Annotated in this window: 21 protein-coding genes and 2 pseudogenes; 1 reads left to right on the forward strand and 22 read right to left on the reverse strand. The window is 32.4% G+C overall.

The features are described 5' to 3' along the window. Position 1: 1 nt before the first annotated feature. From LV842_RS02520 to LV842_RS02540, 5 genes are all read right to left on the reverse strand, one after another. Entirely contained in the window at positions 2-823 is an 822-nt protein-coding gene (locus LV842_RS02520) for a hypothetical protein (protein ID WP_233109887.1), read from the reverse strand. A gap of 317 nt (positions 824-1,140) precedes the next feature. Further along, on the reverse strand, positions 1,141-1,782 hold the full coding sequence (locus LV842_RS02525) for a DUF6266 family protein (protein ID WP_233109888.1): 642 nt from the start codon (positions 1,780-1,782) through the stop codon (positions 1,141-1,143). A gap of 384 nt (positions 1,783-2,166) precedes the next feature. Next, positions 2,167-2,406 carry a hypothetical protein gene (locus LV842_RS02530; RefSeq protein ID WP_233109889.1) on the reverse strand — a complete coding sequence of 80 codons (240 nt, stop codon included), beginning with the start codon at positions 2,404-2,406 and terminating at the stop codon, positions 2,167-2,169. Positions 2,407-2,481: 75 nt separating this feature from the next. Continuing rightward, a complete protein-coding gene (locus tag LV842_RS02535; RefSeq protein WP_233109890.1) occupies positions 2,482-2,808 on the reverse strand; it encodes a hypothetical protein in 327 nt (108 codons plus the stop codon). A 788-nt stretch (positions 2,809-3,596) separates the two neighbouring features. Next, a complete protein-coding gene (locus tag LV842_RS02540; RefSeq protein WP_233109891.1) occupies positions 3,597-4,163 on the reverse strand; it encodes an REP-associated tyrosine transposase in 567 nt (188 codons plus the stop codon). Between the two features lie 108 nt (positions 4,164-4,271). Here LV842_RS02540 and LV842_RS02545 point away from each other — a divergent pair, with 108 nt between their 5' ends. Beyond that, a complete protein-coding gene (locus LV842_RS02545; RefSeq protein WP_317207292.1) occupies positions 4,272-4,676 on the forward strand; it encodes a TraQ conjugal transfer family protein in 405 nt (134 codons plus the stop codon). 253 nt (positions 4,677-4,929) lie between these two features. On the opposite strand, the gene LV842_RS02550 is transcribed toward LV842_RS02545, so the two are convergent. From LV842_RS02550 to LV842_RS02625, 17 genes and pseudogenes are all read right to left on the reverse strand, one after another. Continuing rightward, positions 4,930-5,469, reverse strand: coding sequence for a hypothetical protein (locus tag LV842_RS02550; RefSeq protein WP_233109893.1), 540 nt, complete (start codon positions 5,467-5,469; stop codon positions 4,930-4,932). 27 nt (positions 5,470-5,496) lie between these two features. Further along, positions 5,497-6,198 (reverse strand): hypothetical protein, encoded by a 702-nt coding sequence (locus LV842_RS02555; RefSeq protein ID WP_233109894.1) that lies wholly within the window; start codon positions 6,196-6,198, stop codon positions 5,497-5,499. A gap of 43 nt (positions 6,199-6,241) precedes the next feature. Next, positions 6,242-6,358, reverse strand: coding sequence for a hypothetical protein (locus tag LV842_RS16120; RefSeq protein ID WP_394801192.1), 117 nt, complete (start codon positions 6,356-6,358; stop codon positions 6,242-6,244). Further along, positions 6,349-6,519 (reverse strand): hypothetical protein, encoded by a 171-nt coding sequence (locus LV842_RS02560; protein ID WP_233109895.1) that lies wholly within the window; start codon positions 6,517-6,519, stop codon positions 6,349-6,351. Before LV842_RS02560 ends, LV842_RS16120 begins: the two co-directional genes overlap by 10 nt. Positions 6,520-6,569: 50 nt before the next feature. Continuing rightward, positions 6,570-7,052 carry a hypothetical protein gene (locus tag LV842_RS02565; protein WP_233109896.1) on the reverse strand — a complete coding sequence of 161 codons (483 nt, stop codon included), beginning with the start codon at positions 7,050-7,052 and terminating at the stop codon, positions 6,570-6,572. Positions 7,053-7,440: 388 nt separating this feature from the next. Beyond that, complete coding sequence (locus tag LV842_RS02570; protein WP_233109897.1) at positions 7,441-7,917, reverse strand: hypothetical protein; 477 nt, start codon at positions 7,915-7,917, stop codon at positions 7,441-7,443. 832 nt (positions 7,918-8,749) lie between these two features. Then, positions 8,750-9,140, reverse strand: a pseudogene (locus LV842_RS02575) (RHS repeat-associated core domain-containing protein); the annotation flags it as partial. Between the two features lie 129 nt (positions 9,141-9,269). Beyond that, a complete protein-coding gene (locus LV842_RS02580; RefSeq protein ID WP_233109898.1) occupies positions 9,270-9,734 on the reverse strand; it encodes a hypothetical protein in 465 nt (154 codons plus the stop codon). Positions 9,735-9,737: 3 nt separating this feature from the next. Then, a complete protein-coding gene (locus LV842_RS16105) occupies positions 9,738-10,868 on the reverse strand; it encodes an RHS repeat-associated core domain-containing protein (RefSeq protein ID WP_317207290.1) in 1,131 nt (376 codons plus the stop codon). Between the two features lie 221 nt (positions 10,869-11,089). Further along, positions 11,090-11,566: a hypothetical protein gene (locus LV842_RS02590; protein WP_233109899.1), complete on the reverse strand. Its 477-nt coding sequence runs from the start codon at positions 11,564-11,566 to the stop codon at positions 11,090-11,092. Between the two features lies 1 nt (position 11,567). Then, positions 11,568-12,566: pseudogene (locus LV842_RS16125) on the reverse strand (RHS repeat domain-containing protein); the annotation flags it as partial. Between the two features lie 143 nt (positions 12,567-12,709). Further along, the gene (locus LV842_RS02600) at positions 12,710-13,060 is read right to left on the reverse strand and encodes a hypothetical protein (protein ID WP_233109900.1); all 351 of its coding nucleotides are present in this window, start codon (positions 13,058-13,060) and stop codon (positions 12,710-12,712) included. A gap of 59 nt (positions 13,061-13,119) precedes the next feature. Beyond that, on the reverse strand, positions 13,120-13,455 hold the full coding sequence (locus tag LV842_RS02605; protein WP_233109901.1) for a hypothetical protein: 336 nt from the start codon (positions 13,453-13,455) through the stop codon (positions 13,120-13,122). A 265-nt stretch (positions 13,456-13,720) separates the two neighbouring features. Next, the gene (locus LV842_RS02610) at positions 13,721-14,395 is read right to left on the reverse strand and encodes a hypothetical protein (RefSeq protein WP_233109902.1); all 675 of its coding nucleotides are present in this window, start codon (positions 14,393-14,395) and stop codon (positions 13,721-13,723) included. Position 14,396: 1 nt separating this feature from the next. Next, positions 14,397-17,915, reverse strand: a complete 3,519-nt coding sequence (locus tag LV842_RS02615; protein WP_233109903.1) for a DUF6443 domain-containing protein — start codon at positions 17,913-17,915, stop codon at positions 14,397-14,399. Positions 17,916-17,922: 7 nt separating this feature from the next. Beyond that, positions 17,923-20,775: a hypothetical protein gene (locus tag LV842_RS02620; protein ID WP_233109904.1), complete on the reverse strand. Its 2,853-nt coding sequence runs from the start codon at positions 20,773-20,775 to the stop codon at positions 17,923-17,925. 6 nt (positions 20,776-20,781) lie between these two features. Next, positions 20,782-22,392 carry a T9SS type A sorting domain-containing protein gene (locus LV842_RS02625; protein ID WP_233109905.1) on the reverse strand — a complete coding sequence of 537 codons (1,611 nt, stop codon included), beginning with the start codon at positions 22,390-22,392 and terminating at the stop codon, positions 20,782-20,784. Between the last annotated feature and the right edge of the window lie 54 nt (positions 22,393-22,446).

Below are 22,446 nucleotides of genomic sequence, written 5' to 3' on the forward strand. Positions count from 1 at the left end.
TTTAAAGTGCAGTTATTAAGTCCAAAGCCATCCTTTGAGCCTTAAATATTAATTCATTTTTTGATTCAATAGGTAAATGATATAAATGAATTTTGTAATGCGTCGGAAAGTTATCTATTTCTATTTTATCTATCAAATCATAAGTTTTATTATACATATTCTTTTTATTTTTTGTATGCAACACAAAACCCGATAATGTCAACGGTAATTTTTTTATTTCATCCACTGTCATTTCACATATATCTCCAGTAATACCTTTTAATACTATTTCTGTGTCTGAGCTTGTAATATTTTTTATGTAGTCTGATAATTTACTTTTAAAACTAGCATCTTTTATTATAGAGTGAATTCCTTGGTTTAAAGAGCTATAAAATTTTGCTTCACCTAGAACTAAATTTGTCTCAGAAAACATGCACACATCTGCACCTGTTGAAACCTTTGTTAAGTTCTCATTTATATTGATTACACCTGTAATTAAATCATCATCAATATAATCAATATTTAATCTTGCTAAAAGAGCTTCTGCAAAAAAAGAATAATACGTTTCATTTTCATTAGATAAAATGGCATCTCTAATATCGTCATCAACCACATCTGCTTCTCTATTAATAAAAGCATCCTCAAGAAATTTTTGTAATTGTAGTTTTCTTTGTTTTTTAGAAATTGGATTTTTTTTTTGAAATAAATAATTTAATTTATTTTCTTCATATAACACTTCAAGAATATATTGATTTAAACCACTCATCGTAAGAGAATGATTATAAATTGAAAAATTGTATTTACCACAAGTACTACTCTTCTTGAGTAAAATGTTTAATGACATTATAGTTTTAGTTTTTTATTTTTTTTTCTCATTAGAATCCTTTATTTCACCCTAACCAACTAACAAACTTTGCAGGTGAGGAGTTTTTGCGCGTGGTTTTTATAGTTATCTCTATAGCACTCTATTTCTTTATATTTTAAATAATCTTCATTTATTATAAGCTTATCAGGCAATATGTTTTTAAAATTTAAATATATAAATAAAAACAATTTTCAAATTACGGGAAACCATAAACCAACCACTAGCTCATCTATAATCAAATTTAATATCAACTTATGATCAAAAAAAATCCCCACCCATTCGAGTGGAGATTACCGTTACAATACCGTCAGATTACCGAGGTAAGCACTGTTGCACGCCAGGGTCTCTTTAGCATTATGAAAGAACGCCCAGACCTGTACTTCTTTTCCTGCATAAGAAGGTGGAAGGGTGACATTGGCTGTCATCATGCTGCGGTCGGTTACCGATTCGAAGATATCATAGGTTCCGAGCTCCTCACAGTAGCAGATGATATTGGCTTTGTCTGTGGCAGTCGCATTACCCTGTTGGGAATTGTCTTCCCAGTTCAGGCTGATGACCTGTCCGCTTTGAGGCGTTGCGGTTGCATTCTGAAACCCTGCCAGATCGCCTTTGGTCATCAGTACTTTGCTGTAAACCAGTTCGGGAACATCCCCCGTCATTTGTATAGCCTCATTGATGGTGTACGAAACCGCTATATTCACTCTGGATTTTGAACCGCTTCCGGACCCGAAATATTTCGTCTGAATATTTTTAACGGGCTGCAGAAAGCCAATGACCAGTTTGAACTTGGTCTGTTGTAGCAATTGCTTGTCACTCGGCGGTCTGCTGCTGGGTTTCGGGGTACTTCTGATGATGTCTTGTCCGCGCCAGTTGGCCCCAACGATCGTTCCTACTTTTCCTGAAAATCCTCCCAGGATTCCTTTTGTTATTCTTGCCATTTGTTTGTTTTTTATGGGTTAACAGAACGAAGGTATAACAGACATTTTCATTTTCAATCGCCTGCGAAAATAATGACCAGGTTTGACGTATTTTGACCGGTTTTGACCGGTTTTGACCGGTATTCTACTCTATTTCTTCGGGTTAGCTTCGGGACTTCTTCGAGTCGGCTTCGGAAAAAGGAGGTTTTTTCCGAAGGATTCCCGAAGAATGCTCGAAGAAATATAAAAAGTAAAGATGGGTTTGTTGGAAATTCGCAAAGACGCAATTTTTTTATTGTATCTGCTTTTAAGGCGCTAGAAAATCAAAGATTTTCGAAAGATTTCAAGTAGTCTGCAAAAATAAAACCACCGCTTCATTGCAGTGGTTTTGTTAATTCAGATTAATTATTCGGCTATATATTGTTTTAGTATATTTTGCATCGCTTCCTTTAAATTATTACTGTCAATTCTTAACATTGGTCTTTTTCCATTGGAAAAACTAATCAACAACGTATAAGGATTATTATCCCTTTTTCCATCAAACTTAATAATAGCAACATCCCCATTCTCTTTTATTGTTTCGAAACACATTAGTAAATCTTCTAAAGCAAAATCCTCATTAAGTACTTGTTCAATATAATTCATTTTATGATATTTATTTGATAATCTTGTAATTATTAATTAATTTCACAGTAATTGTAACTCTGAAACATTACCTAATTAGTTAGCACTAAAGAATATTTCATCATGTTTTAAACCAGCATTATAATCACAAATTCTATCTTGGTTTCCCCATTTATTTTTACCTATTAATAAACCTCCAGCAATTATATAATATTTAAATCCTTTTGACTCTATTTCAAATATCCTCATATCATGCATCAGTAATTCTACATCCATTCTGTCTGGTAATTCAATGCTCGTAATTTCTTTAATAGTCAATCCATTGATGATTGATGGTAAATCAATATACTGTATTTCCCAAAATTCAAAATCTATATTGTATGAAGTATATTCATTAAAATCATCCTGATCAGGGTATTTCATTTCACTTCTTAAAATTAACGAAGAATGACTGACAGTGTATCCCCACAATTTAAAGCATCGATTTGAGCTAAAAAAGTTTTCCATATTCAAAATATTGATATTCAAATATCTTATTATTTTTCTAAATTACTCCATCATTAACTCTGGTACACGAGGAATGATCTTCTGTCATTTGTATCTGTTTTTCTTCAAAATTAGCAAGAGTAGTGAATCCCTACTCTTGTTTTTAAGATTGTCTTTTATAATGGATGTTTAAAGTCAATGGCTTTATTTTTTGCAAAGCATTCATCACTAATTTTGAAGCATTACCAAAATCTGTTAAATTAATAGTAAGACTATTAAAAAATACAGAAAATATATCAATATTACTATGAGAGGTATTAATGTAATTATTTTAATAAATAAATTATTATAATTTTTATTTATTAAAAAATTATATCCAGAGGCGATACTAAAAAAAAGTAAACCTGGAATAAAATAAACTATTACAATAAGAATATTGAGGATTTTATGTGAATACATATAATCCATGAAGTTAATTAAAATAATTATACTAGAAACGAATAAAATGAATAGAATAAGTAAAGGTATTGGTTTAGGAATTTTTTGTAATATACTTTTCATATTATTTTTTGTTTAACATATTAAGGAAATAAAATATTGCTCTTTGATCTGCTGGGGAGTCACCTTCAGACCCAAAACTTCTTAAGTATTCATATGCATTTGACGCTTTCCTTATTGCAAAATCCCCCCGCTGTCGCGCGAATCCTTTCGTGTGGCTAAGAAAACTATAAATCAAACATTCTAAAAACTATAATATCATCCAAAAGTCCTTTTTCATCAGAATAATCAACCGCACTGCTATATTTATAATCTTCTGCACGAAAAACTAAACCTGCTTCAACAGGGTTTTGATGGATATAGTTAATTTTCTGACTGATAACTTTATTACTCCATAATTCAATAGGTTTATTATCATGTCGCCAAAATTGATATTTGTTAACATTTGAGCTTTTTGCACCTTCTTTTAAAAAGTAATCCAATAAGATTTCTCTTCTGCTTTCCTTAGGATTTTCTTTAATAGCCATTACAATTGAATTACTTGTAAACCTTTTCAAATCTCCAATCAATAACTCTGGTTTCTGTTTGTTTATACTTCTAAAAACCAAATGCACATGACTGGACATGATACACCAAGCATGAATTTCTAAACCTTTTGTTTTTTGGCAAAATCTTATACTTTCCAACAAAAGTTCTTTATATTCATTTCGGATAAATACATCAAGCCAACCTACTACAGCAAAACTTATAAAATATAGTCCTTCTGGATTATGGAATTTATAATTTCTACTCATCACAATATGTTTTAGATAAAGATATAAAAATGCTAGTCTACAAAAAGTAATTATTAATAAAATGCCACACGAAAGAATTCGCGCGGCAGCGGGGGGATTCTAATCTTAATAGGAATCCTTCTACTTTCTTCTTGTGAAAGTGATGAATTGGACATTCAGCAGAATTTTCCGTTTGAAGTTAAAGTACTACCTGTCAACAAAGCTATTGCACTTGGTCAAACCGATGCCATTAGCATGAAAATCCAAAACACAGGTAAGTATTCAGGAGTACAGTACTACTTTCGCTATTTTCAATATGATGGAAATGGAAACCTAAACTATCAAATTGGTGGTAGCATTGAAAAGAAACCATTTATGCCCAACAAAGTCTATTTTCTTTCAGATGCAAAGAGTTCAGAAATTACCTTTTATTATACCTCCCAATCTACTATTTCGCAATCGTTTGACATCTGGATATTGGATAATTTTGGTAATGAAAGGCAATTGAGTTTTCAGTTTAATAATGCCAAGTAAGCCAAATGTCAAAAAAGATAAGTAAAAGGAACCGTAATTAAAATCAATAAAAAAGACGGTTCCTTTTTTGTGATTATTTGCAGCAATTTATATATTTAACATTAGCTTTTAGGTAATTCACAAATCATAAAGGATAGATAAGAGGTAATTTTAGATTATTCAAAACTTTCCTAAAAAACAAATACCGCCTCACCTTAACGAGGCGATATTAGATTATTGAAACTAAATTTAGCTTCAAAGATTACTATTCTCACTATTTCAGTTCTCCCCCATTTTCAATCCAATCATCAATTTTTTTTTGTTCTCTGATCAGGCTTTTATTGTCTCTGCCGTAATCAATTTTAAAGTAATCATATAATTCAACCTTATAATTTTTACGAATATAGCTATAGGGAATAGCAGAGTATTTGATATTAAATTCTTTTACATTGGCATTATATAAATATAAATAATCATTTAATTTTTGATTAATCACCCGTATACTCTTAATTCTTGTTAAGCTATCATTTAAAACATACTCATTAGATAATAATTCTTCTTTCTTATGCCTGGTTTTAATAAGTTCTTCAGTTTTATTGATCAATGGAGTAATATTCTTTAGATTTTTATTGTTGAATAAGTTCTCATTTCTTTTATGTAGAAGTTTTATGTAATTATTCCAAGAAGTGTCTACTTTTGATTTATCTGACAAAAAAGTATTTTCAACATTTTTTATTATAAAAAAAGCGCTCATAAATACTATTAAAATTGTTGCGATTGCCAAAAAAAGGCATCCATTTACAGTTTTATTCATAAAGTTCTATTATCAAAAAATTTATATCTACCATTTTCCTTTTGCGCCACCACCACCAAATCTTGTATGACTATCTGGAAAAATCATTTTATAAACATCAATATCTAACCGTTCTATTTGATATAGGAGATATTTGTTTTTAATTTCAAGACTTAGTGTATTTGCACCAAGTGATGTAACAATACCTGCAACAATTGCTGAATATGCAGGATTATCTGCTTTAACTAGCCCTTTTTTATATACATCAAGCTTACCTACTATAATGTCATATACATTATTCAAAGATTTATAATCATCACTTCCATATATTTTCACTAAAGCTTTTCTTGAATATTGAAGAACTTGTCCATATTGGGTAGTTTCTAACAAAGCTTCAGACAATACAGTTTCTGCTATTTGAATATTTTTATTTAACTCATATTGCTTTTTATATTTAAGAGCTTTTTTAGTATCATCACCTGGCCCTTCCACAGCAGATTGCGAAAAATCAAACTGAGAGAAATCAACACCTCCTGGTGTAAGACCAAGAAGAGCCAGTGCTTGGTTATATGTAATGGACACTCCGGTAACTCCGCTACCTCCTTCAGTAGCGTACATTTTAAAACCAAGCATTTGATTCATTAATGCTTGAAAAGTTCCAGACCCGTTATTTTCAGCAATAAAATTTTTGAGATCCTCTGGAGTTGAACCGCCACTTGCATAAAACATTAACATAGTAGTAGGAGCCATTGTTCCTTTAATTTCATCACCTGGAGCTTGTGGTTTTCTCCCATCAGGGGTCAATAAAGCTTATAGGATTATTAAAAGCATAGTTATAAGGAGAATATCTTCTCATCATTTCTGCTAAGGGATCGATTATGCCCCATCTTCCGATGTCGCTCATATACATTCCTGTCCCATAGTCGTCCCATCCGGTTTCTTTTTGTATTTCTTTGCTGTTGTATTATAGGCAGGATTTTCTTCGATTGGGTCATAGCCAGTATGTTTCAATCTCAAAAACTTTAAGATGCACATAAAAACCATTGTAAGAAGAATGGTTTTTATGTACATTTTGAAATACAGATTTCTTAGAGTGAACTCTATAACTATAGATTTTAAATTTAATTATAATAATAATTATAATCTTCTAAACACCAATAACCATCTTCTTCTCTTGTAGCTTTTATTAAATCATGAGAAGGATGAGGTAATAATTTATTTATTGTGACAACAAAAATAAAAGCTTCTGTATTGGTCTTAAAATAAATGGGACTGCAGTATATTTCTTCTTTATAGTTTTTAACAGGATCAGGAAAATTTTCTCTATCCAAGTTCTTATCCTTCCTATATTTTAAGAGTACTCCTTCTAAAATAGATGCATTAAATTTTTTCTTTGACTTTATTTTTGCAATTTTAGATTTGCTTGTATTCTTAGGACCATTTAGCAATCCTTCATACTTTATTGGAATTCCTAATTCAAATTTATTGAATGAGTAATTATAATGGTCTAATATCTGTGCGTAAAGGATATATTCATCTCTAGATATTTCTTGTGAGTGTAAGAAACTAAAACTTAATGTGAATAAAAATAATAATCTTTTCATTATAAACTTAAAAAATCAATGGGTTGTATTCCTGTAACGATCCAAATATAATTACCATATTTGGTTCTATAATCTTTTTTATCGGGATTTATATTTTTAGGGACATATTGTAGTTCAAAATCATATTTAAGAAAGATTTCCTGCTTGTGTATTATAGCCTTAATGCTTTAATCCAAAAGGATAATAATTAAATATTTCATATTAGGATTTATTCCTATTGTATTCAAAATTTTCTGAAATTTAAGTTTAATCTATTTAAATCTGTTTATTTATAACAAGTATTGGGTACATAGAATTTGAACATTTTATAATATATCAAAAGAGCTTAAAACAAAAACGAATAATCTATTAAATTATTCGTTTTTTATAAATCAAAGTAAACAATCTTTTAAAAATAAAATGTATAATTCTCTAAACACCAATAGCCATCTTTTTCTTTTATAGCTCTAAATAAAAATTGCATAGGCTTAATAACCTTCCATTCGGTAATAATATAAATATAAGCTTCATTATCATTCTTAAAAAAAACATTACTACAAATTATTTTAATTTTAGAATCTTTTGAAGGATCTTTTATTTGCTCTCTACTTAAAGACTTATCTAAACGGAATTTAGAAATAGCCTGATCAAGCTTATCCAAATTAATTTTTTTTTCTGAATTCAGCTTAGAAATTTCACTTTCAATTGGATCCTTTCTAACCAAAAGACTTGCTTTCTCATTAGGAGTAAGCCCCAAGGTAAACTTATTAACAGGAAAAGCTAATCTATCTAGTACTTGTGCATAGATTATATATTCATCTTTTGAAATTTCTTGTGAGAATAAATAATTACTCATCACAAAGAATATAATTATAAAATATTTCATATTACCATTTTTTTAAAAAATAATCAGGATTCATATTTGTTCTATTTATTACTTCGTCAAAATAAGCGTTCCTAAAAATTACTCCTTTTCTATTTATACTAGAGGGTGCATAATTTAATTCGAAATCATATGCTCTATACTCAATAATTAACTTATGTATCTCATCTGCTTTAGAAGGATTAGAGTCTATTTCTTCAGCAAAATTAAATATTTTTGAATAGATTAGATTTTTAATATCCCATGCATGCCATGTTTCGTGGATAATATCAATTCCTAACTTCAAATAACTTTCAAAAGAACTTGCTCCAAAAGTCATTGTTCCGGTATTAGAGCCAGCATCATATGGGGCTGTTACAGGTTTTTCTTTTAATAAGTCAACAATTATTTTAAAACTCCCACTCGTTTTATAAAGAGATTCTAGTTCAGGCACTTTTCTTATAAACTTCATAATTGACTTTTCATTAGTACCAGGTTTGCCATTTAGTTTAACATTTGCCTTTGTCAACCAATCAGTAATAATCCCAGTTAAAGACATCATTGGATTAGATCCATCCACTCCAAACTGAGAAAAATCCACCCCACCTGGTGTAAGACCAAGAAGAGCCAATGCTTGGTTATATGTAATAGACACTCCAGTAATTCCACTGCCACCACCTTCGTTTTCTTCAAGACTAAGTTTGTCCATTGCAGCAAAAAAATCTCCAATATTGTCTGATTGCCCAACAAACTCTATTAAAGCTCTATTATTTTTACTTCCACCGCTTGCATAAAACATTAGCATGGTAGTGGGCATCATTGTTGCTTCAAGTTTCTCTCCCGGAGCTTGTGGTTTTCTTCCATCAGGATCGATATAACTTATCGGATTGTTATAAGCATAGTTATAAGGAGAATATCTTCTCATCATTTCTGCCAAGGGATCGATTACGCCCCATCTTCCGATGTCGCTCATATACATCCTAGCTCCGTAGTCATTCCATCCGGTTTCCTGCTGTAATTCTTTACCGTTGTATTGGTAGTTGTAGGAAGGATTTCCTTGAGCTTGGTTATACCCTTGGTACTTTAACCCAAATGGATAATAATTATTTTCTTCAATGATCTCTGTTCCCGAACCATTTTGGGTATAGCTCAACCGTACTGAACCACGTTCGTAGTCTTCGTAAAAGTTCTTCTTTTACTTGTCTATCTAAATGGTCTGTATAGCTGTAAATATACTTGTTTTTTGAAGAAAAATTATTAACATAAATAAAACAGGTAACCATTTAGATTACCCGTTTTTAATTTTATATAAAATTTTATTTGTCAATATTGATTAATACAGAAAACCAACACTGCTGGAACATTACCCCAGAATTTTACCGTTCCATAATCCCTACATCATTATACCAATTTTGCTTATTTGTATTTTTAGTTTTTAATTGTAGATCAGAAAGATCAGCATCTAATCGATCGTTATTGTAATGTGAAGTTATTTTTTTTATTTTATCTAAAATCTCAACACCATCTTTCTTATTGAAAAAATATCTTTGAATCTTGTTATCTTTATTTATTTGAACTAAAACTAACAATCCCTCATTGTATTTTTTTATTTTTGAGTAAGAAATTTCTTCGATTTTCATCAAATCTTCTTTTTCTAATTGATAATTAACTACTGGGAAAATCTTCTCATTCCGCTTCCTATTTGTAAGAATAATTCGTCTCGATGGAGAGTTTTCATGCCCTGTATATCTTACAGTTATTTGATAAACATTAATATTTTCAGTTTCTTTTTTAGAACAACCTAAAAATAATATAACTAAAACAATAAGTAAATTTTTCATATTTTATTTTTTTAACCACCAATAATGATTTCTATATGGAATACTATAAATAGGCATTCTGAGATCATGTCCTGATGGATATAAATTAAATCCATAATATAGTGTATGTACGGCGTGAGCTCCACTACTGTTAAAGCCGACTAATGACAATTCAGCTCTCCAACCTATAGTATGAGCAGTTTTACCTCTGGTTGGACTATCTGTAAATACATATTTATTTCCGTTTCTTATTCGAGAACCATAGTCAGGATTAGTATAATCACTCTTAGCATAATAAAATGGACCGTTATTTCCATCTACTCTATGGGGATCATTATACATAGTAAATTTACTACCCCCTCCATCAGGATCATTTGTACCTACGGTTTGAACCCATTGATAGTCAGAGTATTTTTCTGAAGCACTGGTAAATTTTACTTCTATATGAATTCCTTGTTCGTCAGTCACTGGATCAGTATATAAATCGTATGCTTCAACTTTCATTTTCCCCACATAATCTCCATCACTATCATAAACTTTAAAAGGAGTTTTAGGTTGATGCCCCGTGTCATTTGATCCGGCAACTATAAAACCTCCTCCCGAATTTACATAATCATCAAAAGAAATTGCCCCATTCTGACTTACTTTTACAGCAACTTCATAAGAAACACCATTTCTGACAAATGACTGAATATTATTATCGGCACTAGCACTACCAGCACCACCGCCAGCTTGATTCATTTGTGTAAAGAAATCACCCATTCCATCTCCACCTCCTGTACCATAACCTCCATTGGCATAAGCAAACCAAAGAGAGTTTTCCGGAGCGTTCAATTTGAATACATTCGTCTCTATCTGATCCGGTGTTTGTACCTTTCTTCCATCCGGATCAATAAAACTTATCGGATTGTTATAAGCATAATTATATGGTGTAAATCTTCTGCTTGTTTCTGATAGAGGATCAATTACGCCCCAACGTCCAATGTCGCTCATATACATCCTTGCCCCATAGTCATTCCAGCCTGTTTCTTCCTGCAACTCTTTACCGTTGTATTGGTAATTGTAGGATGGATTTCCTTGGGTTTGGTTATAACCTTGGTGCTTTAACCCAAAAGGATAATAATTGTTTTTCTTCAAGAGCTTCTGCGCTGCCATTGGTGTTTTAAAGTAGCTCAAACGAACATTACCCAAATGGTCGGTATAGATGTAAATATACTTATTTTTTGAAAAAAGATTATTAACATAAAATAAAACGGGTAACCACTTAGATTACCCGTTTTTAATTATTTTATTTAAAATTTTCTTTGTTAATATCAATCAATAAAGGAAGCCAATATGTTTGAAACATTACCAATCAATTTGATTATGAGTGGCTTTTAATAATAGTATGTATAATGTTCAAAACACCAATAGCCATCTGACTCTTTTGTTGCTCTAAATAAAAACTGCATAGGCTTAATAACCTTCCATTCAGTAATAATATAAATATAAGCTTCAGTATCATTCTTAAAAAAAATATTACTACAAATTATTTTAATTTTAGAATCTTTTAATGGACCTTTTCTATGTTCTTTATCTAAAGATTTATCTAAGCGGAATTTAGAAATAACCTGATCAAGTTTACCTAAATCAATTTTTTTCTCTGAATTCAACTTAGAAATTTCACTTTCAATTGGATCATTTCCGATTAAAAGACTTGCTCTCTTATTAGGAGTTAGCCCCATACTAAACTGATTAGTAGAGAAATAGAACCTATCCAATATCTGACCGTAGATTATATATTCATCTTTTGAAATCTCTTGTGAGAAAAAACTATTGCTAATCACAAGACATATAATAATTAAATATTTCATATTACCATTTTTTTATAAAATAATCAGGATTCATATTTGTTCTATATATTATTTCGTCAAAATAAGCGTTCCTAAAATCTAATCCTTTTTTATTTATACTAGAGGGTGCATAATTTAATTCGAAATCATATGCTCTATACTCACTAATTAACTTATGAACATAATCTGCTGTAGAAGGATTAGGATACCTTTGTTCAGCAAATCTAATAATTTCTACATGAGTTAGGTTTTTAATATCCCAAGCATGCCAAGTTTCATGAATAATATCAATACCTAACTGCAAATAACTTTTAAAAGAACTTGCCCCAAAAGTCATTGTTCCGGTATTAGAATTAGCACTATAGGGTTTAGTTATCGAGCTTTCTTCTAATAATTTGACAATTATTTTAAAACTCCCACTGGTCTCATAAAGTTTCTTTAATTGAGGTACTTTCTCTATAAAATCCATGATTGATTCTTCATCAGTTCCAGGTTTTCCACCTTTGTCAATATTAGCATCTTTCAACCAATCTGTAATAATTCCTGTTAAAGACATCATAGGATTACCAAACTGTTTTGGCTTCAGGAGATTCTGTAGCATATTATACGCTTCCAAACCAAAATATGTAGTCCCTCCAATTCCTCCACTACCACCTCCAACGTCGTTCCAAAATGAAGACTGTGTTCCATTATTAAGCATTCCGGCGAAAAAGTCGCTCCCCATTATCGTTGTATTTGGATCAAACTCCCAATGCCCAGCTCCATCCATCCAGCCAATCTGCCCAGGTGCTATCCCATCAGGATCAACAAAATTGATCGGGTTATTAAATGCATAATTATAGGGAGAGTGTCTTCTCATCTTTTCTGCGAGAGGATCGATTACTCCCCAACGTCCGATATCAGACATATACATCCTTGCCCCGAAATCGTTCCAGCCGGTTTCCTGTTGTACTTCTTTGCCGTTGTACTGATAATTGTAAGAAGGATTTCCTTGAGTTTGGTTATACCCTTGATGCTTTAATCCAAATGGGTAGAAATCATTTTCTTCAAGAACTCCTGTGCTGTTTTTATTATAAAATTAGGGTATTGATTTAATACCCTAACTTTTCTCATTAGATAAAAAATAGATAACAATTTATTAATGAAAGGTATTACTTGAAATTTTTAATGTTTAAATACTTCTTTTCTTTCATCAATATAATTACCACAAACATTTAAACAATCTTCAAAAATAATATTAGTTTTATCTCCAACTATTTGCTTTTCATTATCTATATTAATAATATCCTTATCTACATTGAAATTACCTGTATATATAGTTTTTTGTAAAAAGAACATGTATTTTTTACCAACTGTTATTCTTTTTGATTTAGTTTTCAAGAGACATTTTTTTTCCTTAACAAATATCCCACTCTTTAGCTCTTTATTTTTAATATAATAAATGTAAGAGTATTTAGTTGAATCAATTTTGTATACTACTGCTTTAATAATAGTTTCGCTATTACTATCATTCATTTTGGTAGATTTACAACCTATTATTATGATTAATAACAGAATAAAATAAATTATTTTTTTCATTTCCCTATATAATAAATATTACCATTTAGTTTATTTGTCAGAATTAAAAACTCAGAAGAAATAGAAATAACACCATTGATTTTATCTCTAGAATGTATTACATTATATACCTTGGGGTCAACATCTTTATAGTTAGGATCTATACATGCTGCCTCACCATGCGAAAATAAATAAGCATCGTTTGTTGCAGTTGCTACCGTATTTCCCATTGCTGCTTTTGCTAGAGGAAAATATAATGCTCCCAGATAGCCTTCTAATAATTCATGAAGAATACTGGTGCCAATTACTGAATTAAGAAATTTATCAGAGACTTCTAAAACTTCAGGACTCACAATATTTGTTGCAAAAATTTTTCCATTATGTTCATAGCTTCCTCTAAATGCATCTCCCTCAAAGAAAACATTTTTTTTCTCATTAAGATCATACTTCGATTTTTAATATTTCATTATATAAATATGATTTCCACAGATATATTAAATAATGTAATTTTCATGTTACTATTCCATTCATAATCATCATTTTATTTTTTGAATTGATATTTGAAATGTTTAAAAATATAAAAAGTAACCTAAAAAGGTTACTTTTCTTACATAACTATTAATTTAATTCTATTTTATTACTTTCTAATTTTCCAGTAAAAAATTTATATTTTTTCAACTTTTGTTTTTGTTTCTCTGTAAGGAAATCATAAATATTTGAATCAATACATATTGAAAGGGATAATTTATTTTTCTTACTCCAATCTATTGGATAATAATAATAAATATATTTCTGATTTGTTATGTTATCAAAATTAATTATTGAACTAAATGTTATCTGTTGCTTAGATTTTATAATCACTAAATTCTTATATAAATAATAATTTATTTTTGCAGAATTTGAATCCATTATTTTATTCTTATTACTCCATTTTTTAATAGAATTTAAATATTTACTATTTATTTTCCGTTTTTCTTCTTTAATATTATTAAAACTATCATTATCAGATATTTCAATATTCTGGATATTTCCAAGAAGTTTTTCATTGTTATTTTCAACCAATAATGTTATTCCCAAAATTGGGTAGGGGAATTCATAATCAGCTATAGAGCATTGATTTTCGTGATAAGGCTTAAAAGATTTCATATCTAATGGTATTATAATATCTTCATTGCTGCCATTATAAATTGAAATGTTTGCATTTTTATCACTTTTCGAATATGACAATGTAATTTTAACCTGAGATTTACAAATACTATAGGATAAAAAGAAAAAGATTATTAAATTTTTCATATTATTTTAATTTTGATTTATACATAAAATTCCACGCAGTTTTTAATTCATAAAAATATCTATCTACAGTATTAACACTTTTTTGGCTATAACCTAACCCATTCGGTCCATAAAAAAATTCCGCCGCTTCAAAACCAGTACGCTTACCATACCGATCACCTCCTAGATTTATTTCCCAAGTTACTCCCATAACTTCTTGAAAAAAACCAAAAGAATTACGAAAAGGAATGGAACTTTTGGGCTGCCTTGTAATCTCGCTAAATTTATCTGCAAAAAATACTTGTGCAAATGAATGATTCATTTCATGACCTATAACAAAAGCCAGCTTTAAAATATTCTGAGCATTATTCATATTAATCAAAATATTTTGATATTCTGTTTTATTAGGACAAGTTCCGCCTGTAATATCATAAAATTTAGCCTTTGTAATTTTAAGCAATTCACTTAAAACTGGTAATTTTTTATTTAAAATATCTATATCGTCAAACTTTGCTTTGATATTTTTAGAATCTACCCAACCTGCTTTTTCCAGTTGTTGGCTTAAAGTTAAAACAGTTGTAAGTTGCATATAAGATTCAAGACTTCCTAATGTAATTCCTACGCTTTTCATGAGCTCACCTATAGTTGAAGAACTTCCGCCACCACCGCCACTCGGATCATACCAAAATGAGTTCAAAAATGAGTTAGATCCCGGAAAAAAATCTCCTCCCATTATGGAAGTTTTGGGATCAAAATCTCCGTTAAATGCAGAATTTTCACCATACATAGCTCGTGGATCATACGGAGCCATCCCATCAGGATCAATAAAGTTAATTGGGTTATTAAATGCATAATTATAGGGAGAGTGTCTTCTCATCTGTTCAGCCAGAGGGTCAACTACTCCCCAACGTCCGATATCGGACATATACATCCTTGCCCCGAAATCGTTCCAACCGGTTTCCTGTTGTACTTCTTTGCCGTTGTACTGGTATTTGTAAGGATTCTCAGAAAATGAAATATTGTGCTTTAACCCAAAAGGATAATAGTTATTTTCTTCAATGATCTCTGTTCCTGAACCATTTTTGGTATAGCTCAACCTCACATTTCCTAAATGGTCTGTATAGTTGTAAATATACTTATTATTTTCAAAATTGTAATAGCCTTCCGAAGTAGGGATAAATTTTGGAGAAACTGGCGGAGCAAACAAATCGCCGGTATCTTCATATTCATACTGAAACCCATCAAGATATTCGGTAATCGTATTTGCTTCTGCATTTGCTCTCCCTATTCCGTAGGTATAGATCTTTTGTAACTTGGTTCCGTCTGCTCTATACAGGTATTTTGTATTGACGTTATAATCACCTAAAAACGGAAATCTCGGTACATAAGTTTTATCAAACTTTATATAATTTGGAAGATTCAGGAAGTTGTAATCAATTTGCAATATGCCTTTGTCAACGTGATTTTTCATATTCCCGTTATCGTCATAGCCCATGGTATTTCCCGAGGCTTCAGGATAACCTCCATAGTTCCCGGAGCTATCAGTAACGGTCTGAAGCTGGTTCCCGATATAGATATAAGAAAGGTTGTCTATTAACTGTGCCGTACCTGTGTAATTATTACCGTTTCTCTGTAATGTGGCTATATTCCCACCAAGATCATAGGTTGCTGTTTCATTATAAAAGTTATTTTGTGGAATGGATGCATTGGGCTCAGTAAAGATTCCTGAAGTCATTCTGTTCAGGGCATCGTACTGGTAAGCGTATTTTCTCAAGATATTATCACTGTCTGTTTTCCATATTACTTCTGAGATATTACCTGTTCTTTTTCCTGTTGCTGTACTTATCGGATCATAATACTTAAGTTCATATCCGAATAACTTTCCTGTAGCAGAAGGATCATTTAACCTGGTAAGTGCCCCTCGAATGTTATAGGCATAGTCAATACTCTGGAGGTTATTTCCCACTTTTTTATTGGAAAGCTGAGAAAGTTCGTTATAGCTATTCTCCGCAAGAAGTTCCGGTGCAAAACCGTCTACCGTATGCCAAACCTTTTGAAGCCGGTTTTTATTGTCGTACTCGAAGGTTTGTGAAATGATCTTTTCTGCATTTGAAGGCAGTCTTTTGTGATAAACTTTTGACTGCTTTACAATCCCGGTAAAATCCAATAATGATTCTGTTTTGGTATACCCACCCAGGTGATTAACAGAATGAGTACCAATAGCCCTTCCTAATTTATCGTACCAGACATAGTTTACCGTCCAGTTGTCATTTTCAATATTTTTCACATAGGAAGCTGTCGGCAGATGTTGTGTGTTATAGGTATCAGCAATATTATCACTGACTGTATTCTCTCCAAAGATCTGCGTAGGTCTTGCCATACTTCCTGCCGGATAGGTATCATAATAGTTAATGCTCAAAATTTTTGTAAATAAAGTTGGATATGCTGAATTGGTGTAGTAGGCTGTTACACCTGTAGCATTGAAACCTCCTGTATTTCTACTTTCGTACGAATTTCCGGAAGCATTGTTTGCCAAAGTCTGTTCAGCCTCTCTGCCTGCACTTCCATAATTTTGCGAACTTGTATAGATTCCGGTAAACGCGACTCTTCCCAACAGGTCATATTTGGTAAACAACCATTGTTTTGAAGCCCCCATATTCGCATCCTGGGTCATCAATACTCTGTCATTTTTATCATAGACAATGTATTCCCATCCTTTACCCGGAACTTTCTTTTCAACCGCTCTGTTCCATCCGTCATAATAGTACTGATAGCAAAGGTTGTTCAGTGTTGTCTGATCCAATAATCCCGTCTGTACTGCCAAAGGCGGAATGACATAGGCTAACTGGCCATATTCATTATAAACATAATAGGTATCTACATTCTGTGATCCGTCTTTTCTTCTGACAAGAATGGTCTGACCTTTCTTATTTTTGAATTCAATGCTGATGTTATCATCTTCATTGGTAACGGTATTTTTTGCCAGACTGTTAATACTATAAGTACCGGAATTAGCAACCGTATAATTTGTTCTGCCATTTAACCAAGAAGTTGTAACCGTATATTTGGTTACCTCTCCATCCTTATTGGCATCATAGTCAAATCTAGCAGGTTTGGTGCTCCATGCTGTTCCGACCTGTATTTGCTGCTGAACCCTATCTAAAGGAGAGTTTTCTAAAATTTTCTCCGAAGATATTTTTTCAGAGCCGTACACCGCAGGAGCATTGGCTAAAGGAGATGTATAAATAGCCCCGTTTTGAGTACCTGTTTGTGGTACCGGTAAGTAGCTGATGGTCTGTCTTCCATATTGATCATACCCTATGTGGCTTACCATATCTCTCTCCAAAGGAGTGGCTTTGATATCGATAGTCTGGATAGGTTTCCCCCAACTGTCAAAATACTGGACGTTTTCTGAACTTTTGGAACAGTCTCCGCTTAAACAGGTTTTAGAATAAATATAGTTTTCAGAAGTAGTAAGATTGGTCTGAGCAAATGACAGGGCTACAAACAACAATGCTGAAATACTTAAAATCTTTTTCATGATCAAATTATTGTTTATAGTTGTATTGGTATTCTTTTAATGTTACGTAATTAATATTTCCACTGGCATCCTTCTCCATTCTCTTTACTTTTTTGAGCTTTCCTGAACTGTCATATTCATAAACCTCCCTCATATCCGACGACGATGAAGTCATACTGGTAATACCAACTACAGGATCATTAGTATAGGTTGAAACCTTATAGTTAGCCAAAGCAGGATTTTTCCTGAAATTATCCAATGCTGTTATAAAAGCAGGTTCTGTACTTGCATTAAGATTATCATCGTTAGAAGCTGCAATAATACCTGTAGCTAACGAGGCAACCTGATTGTATGTTGCTCCTTCCACTTTGGCAATCAATGCTGATTTATTATACCCATAGATCATAGCAGTAGTAAAACCTCCTGAAGTAGTAAACTGAAGTAAATTCCCTTTATCATCATAAAGATCCATCTTCATACTTTCTTTTGTACTTCCGTCTGAGATATTTGTCTGAAGTGCAGAAGTCGGCAATAATGAAGAATTACCAAACACTATTGTCGATTTGGACAATGTTTTTCCGTTTTCTTTATCTTCCGTGATAACCGGAATACCGGTCATAGAAGCTGTTTGCAAATGAGAATATCCGGGCAGGTTAGTAGGATAAGTCAAGAATTTCTCTTTAATATCTCCATCGAGCACTGATTTAACATAGGATGGTTTAAAGTTCAAAGTATTGATCTGTGTTTCAGATTGATTTTCCAAATATCTTCCTCCGGCAAATAACATCTTCTCTTTTTGCGTTGTCTTTTTAATATAAGCGGGTTTACTCGAATGTTTTGTTCCCGAAATATTTAGGTTATACTCAACATCTGAGTAATTATCAAATTCATAGTTCATTTCTTTGGAAATCAACAAATTATTTTGCTCATCATAAATTTCTTCTTTATGGGGAAGCCCTCCTTTTGTAACATTATAATAGGGCCAGAAGTAAGTAGGTTCCAATTGTGTTCCCCCATTCTGTACTTTTGGATAGTCATTAGGCGTTTTAAAAGTTTTATTTGTGTAACCTTTTCCAGTTTCAGAAACTTTCACATTACTGTAAAGAACATAAGGAAAATATTGTTCCCCTTCAGAATCTCTTTCATTGGTATATACAACTCCACTTGTACTATTATTTAATGTAAATGAATCGTACCCGTAATTGATCGTCTTTTCAGGAGTGGTCTCGGAAAGGCTTTTAAAATATTTAATATTTTTAATTCTTTTTCCTTCAGCCGGAACTGCATTTCTGAAAGGTCCCGGTAAAAATTTCGTTCCTACAAAATCGATAGAGCCAATACTTTTTGCTCCATTAGTGGACGTAATTTCAAGAGTATAATTTCCAGGATTATTATGAAAAATAAAATCATTGCTATATGAGGATGTAGTGCCAATATCCTGATTCCAAATTACCTGTGTTCCTTTTTTCAGAACAAAATGGAGATTCGCATATACTTCTATGGGATTGGGATTGGGATTAGGATCAAAAGGATCATTAGGGTCTGGATAACTAAAATCATCCATACTCATGAGTATTTCAAATCGCTTAAGCTTAGTGATATCACCGGGAATCGTAAAATTATAGATTTGTGTAGTTTCAGTATTGAATGGCAGATTGGCTACAGTTTCTTTAGTCTGAATTAGAGGATTATAACCATATCCTTCCATATAAGCTAAGTATTCAGGATCACTATAATTAAAAAACTGTTCATTGTTTTCATAATTGTAATTAACAACTCCTCCGGTAGGAAAAACTACTTTCTCCAACATCCCATCATAGCTGCGACCAAATTGATCCGTAACATTTTGATAAAGGAAGGATGTCTGCTCCAGTTTATTATTATTCTTATCATTTTTACGGACAAAATTAAGGACACGTTTTCTTCCTAGTGGCTCATCATAAGGATAAGTTGTAATGTTTGAATCAAAAGAATAGCTATAATAGACTTCCCCGGCAGGATTCTTTAATGAAACCTTATTCAGTGTAAAAGGATCATTTACCGTTTCTTTTAGAGTTTCATCATACGTAAAATTAAAAGCAACTTCTCCTTTAGGAGTTTTTATGGATTTTAATTTACAGTATTGATACATTATTTTTCCGGAAATAACTTTATTCTGTTTTTCATATTCCAGTGTGGCAATTTCAGCTCCAATAGGATTGACAATTTTTGTCAGATAATAAGAGGATTTGAATGTTGGGGCAACCAGCAAATTATATGAGCATGGATATTGTCCATAGTCAAATTCCTGAAAATAGTATTTATAGCCATTATCCGTTGTAATCGTAAAGTTATCAGCTTTGAATGTTGCTGTGTTATTTTCTCTTACGAATTCTATTTTAGCATTGTTAGGACTAAGATTGATAAGCTCAAAGGTATCAGCATTAACATCTCTTTTTATTCTAAATTTTCCGGACAACCCAGGCAGTGAATAGTAATAGATATCATTAAATTCATTCTTAAAATATCCTTGCATTCCCGCATTGTCATAACATTCATCGATTTCCTCAATTACTTTTTTGTAAATGACACTTGTACCCAATAAAGACCAGCCATAGCCTACATCGCTAATACGTTCTGTATTTTCATAATTTAATATATTGTACCCTAAACCGATTGGATAATTAATTGTATTATCTGCCATGGGAACCTCAAATAAAGGAACACCTATATTGGGGATTCCCGTAGCTTCATTCACCGGAACATCTGAATACCGGGATAAGGAAGCAATGGATGGAGAAGCGATTGAGTTATTAACTGTTTCCCCAACCCCACTCTGAGCATATACCTCCTGTAATCCCAAAGTCAGAAGAACCTGAAGTATAAAAATATTTTTCTTCATCTTTGATTATTTTTTAATTAATTTAGCATTAGCTATTTTGTTTGTATCCGTTTTTATCGTAATCAGATACGCTCCCTGTATCAAAGGCTGAGTGTTGATCTTCGTTACCCTATTCTTCGTTTTCAGACTCTGAAGCTGTCTTCCTGACATATCATACATTACAATATCCGCTTCCTTGAAGTCAAAACCAATCTCTACATACGCATAGTCCGATACAGGATTCGGATAGATCTTGATATCCTGCTTCTCGATCAATTGGTCTACTTGCTGGTCTCCCAGTTTTACGACCTTCCAGTTCTCTTTCCCTAATTCCTCAGCACTCGTTCCTGCCAAAATAATCGATCCGTCTCTGTTCAGTCTGATATCCGATAACCTTTCCTCTCTTTTTCTCGATTCTCCTTTTACATGCTTTCTCCACTGTTCATTTCCGTTTTCATCAACATATAGCATCCAGAACGTCTCATCATCGGTTTCGATTCTTCCTTCTGCCTGAGTATAGCCTCCCAATAAAACACCTTTGGTTAAGTCTTTATTCTTTTCTCTTTCATTATGTCCTAAGATCACATGCATTCCCATCAAAACATCTCTGTTTTTGAAGTTGTAGGATTTCTGCCAGATTTCTTCTCCTCTTTCGTTTAAGGAGATCAGCCATAGATCTGTTCCTTCTTCGATACCTACAATTTTATTGCCTGATCTTGCAGAACGGCTTTCTCCTCCTATGATAAATCCTGAAGTGGTCATGGCCATCGTTCTTAGATGATCATCTCCACTTCCTCCAAAGTTCTTTTCCCATTCTACTTTACCGTCTTTATTCAGTTTGATGATCCAGTAGTCGCCTTCGCCGAAATTATTCGTGGATTTGGGATAGCGAGATACGGGATTCGAGGTAGTAGTATTGGAACCCGAAACTAACCTTGAACCTGATCCCGAATCACGAAACTCGGAACTCCTCGAATACATTCCCAACAAAGCACCTCCATCTCTGGTTGGAATCATTTTCTCTACTTCATCCAAGCCTTTACCTCCTAGAATAAGCTGAGAAAGCTCTTTTCCGTTTTTATCTAATTTTGTAATCAGAATATCTTTGGAACCATAACCTTGTGAAGAGTTTTGAATATTTCCTGCCACAAAGAATCCTAAATCAGTGGTTTGAATCACTGCTCTGGCTTCTTCATCGGAAGTGGTTCCTATGGTTTTTTGCCAAAGCTCATCTCCAAATTCATTGATTCTGATCAGCCACATATCTGAACCTCCTTTAGAATCCTCTTTTTTATCGAGTCCTTTTCCGGAATAAGAAGTTCCTGCCAATAAGAAACCACCATCCTGAGTGGATAATGAGGCAGACAAATAATCATGGTTTTTCCCTACGAAATATTTTTCCCAGACTTCTTCTCCCTGTTGGTTCAGTTTCACCAAATGAAAATCGTAGCCGTTGTTCTGTTTGTTTTCTGTAGAAAGTTTCTGTGATTGAATAGAGCTTCCCGTAATCAGATACTGAAGATCTACCGTTGGAGTCACCTGGCTTAGAAAATCCTGAGTAGAGGATTTGATGTCTTTCTGCCATAGGACCTCCTGAGCGGATACGCTCAGAACTGTGCATAAGCAATATGCACTCATATAGAGTTTTTTCATCCCGTGTTTAAGTGTTAATAGTTGTTAAATTTTTGCAAA

The sequence above is a fragment of the Chryseobacterium gwangjuense genome, assembly GCF_021311115.1.
Classification (GTDB): Bacteria; Bacteroidota; Bacteroidia; order Flavobacteriales; family Weeksellaceae; genus Chryseobacterium; species Chryseobacterium gwangjuense.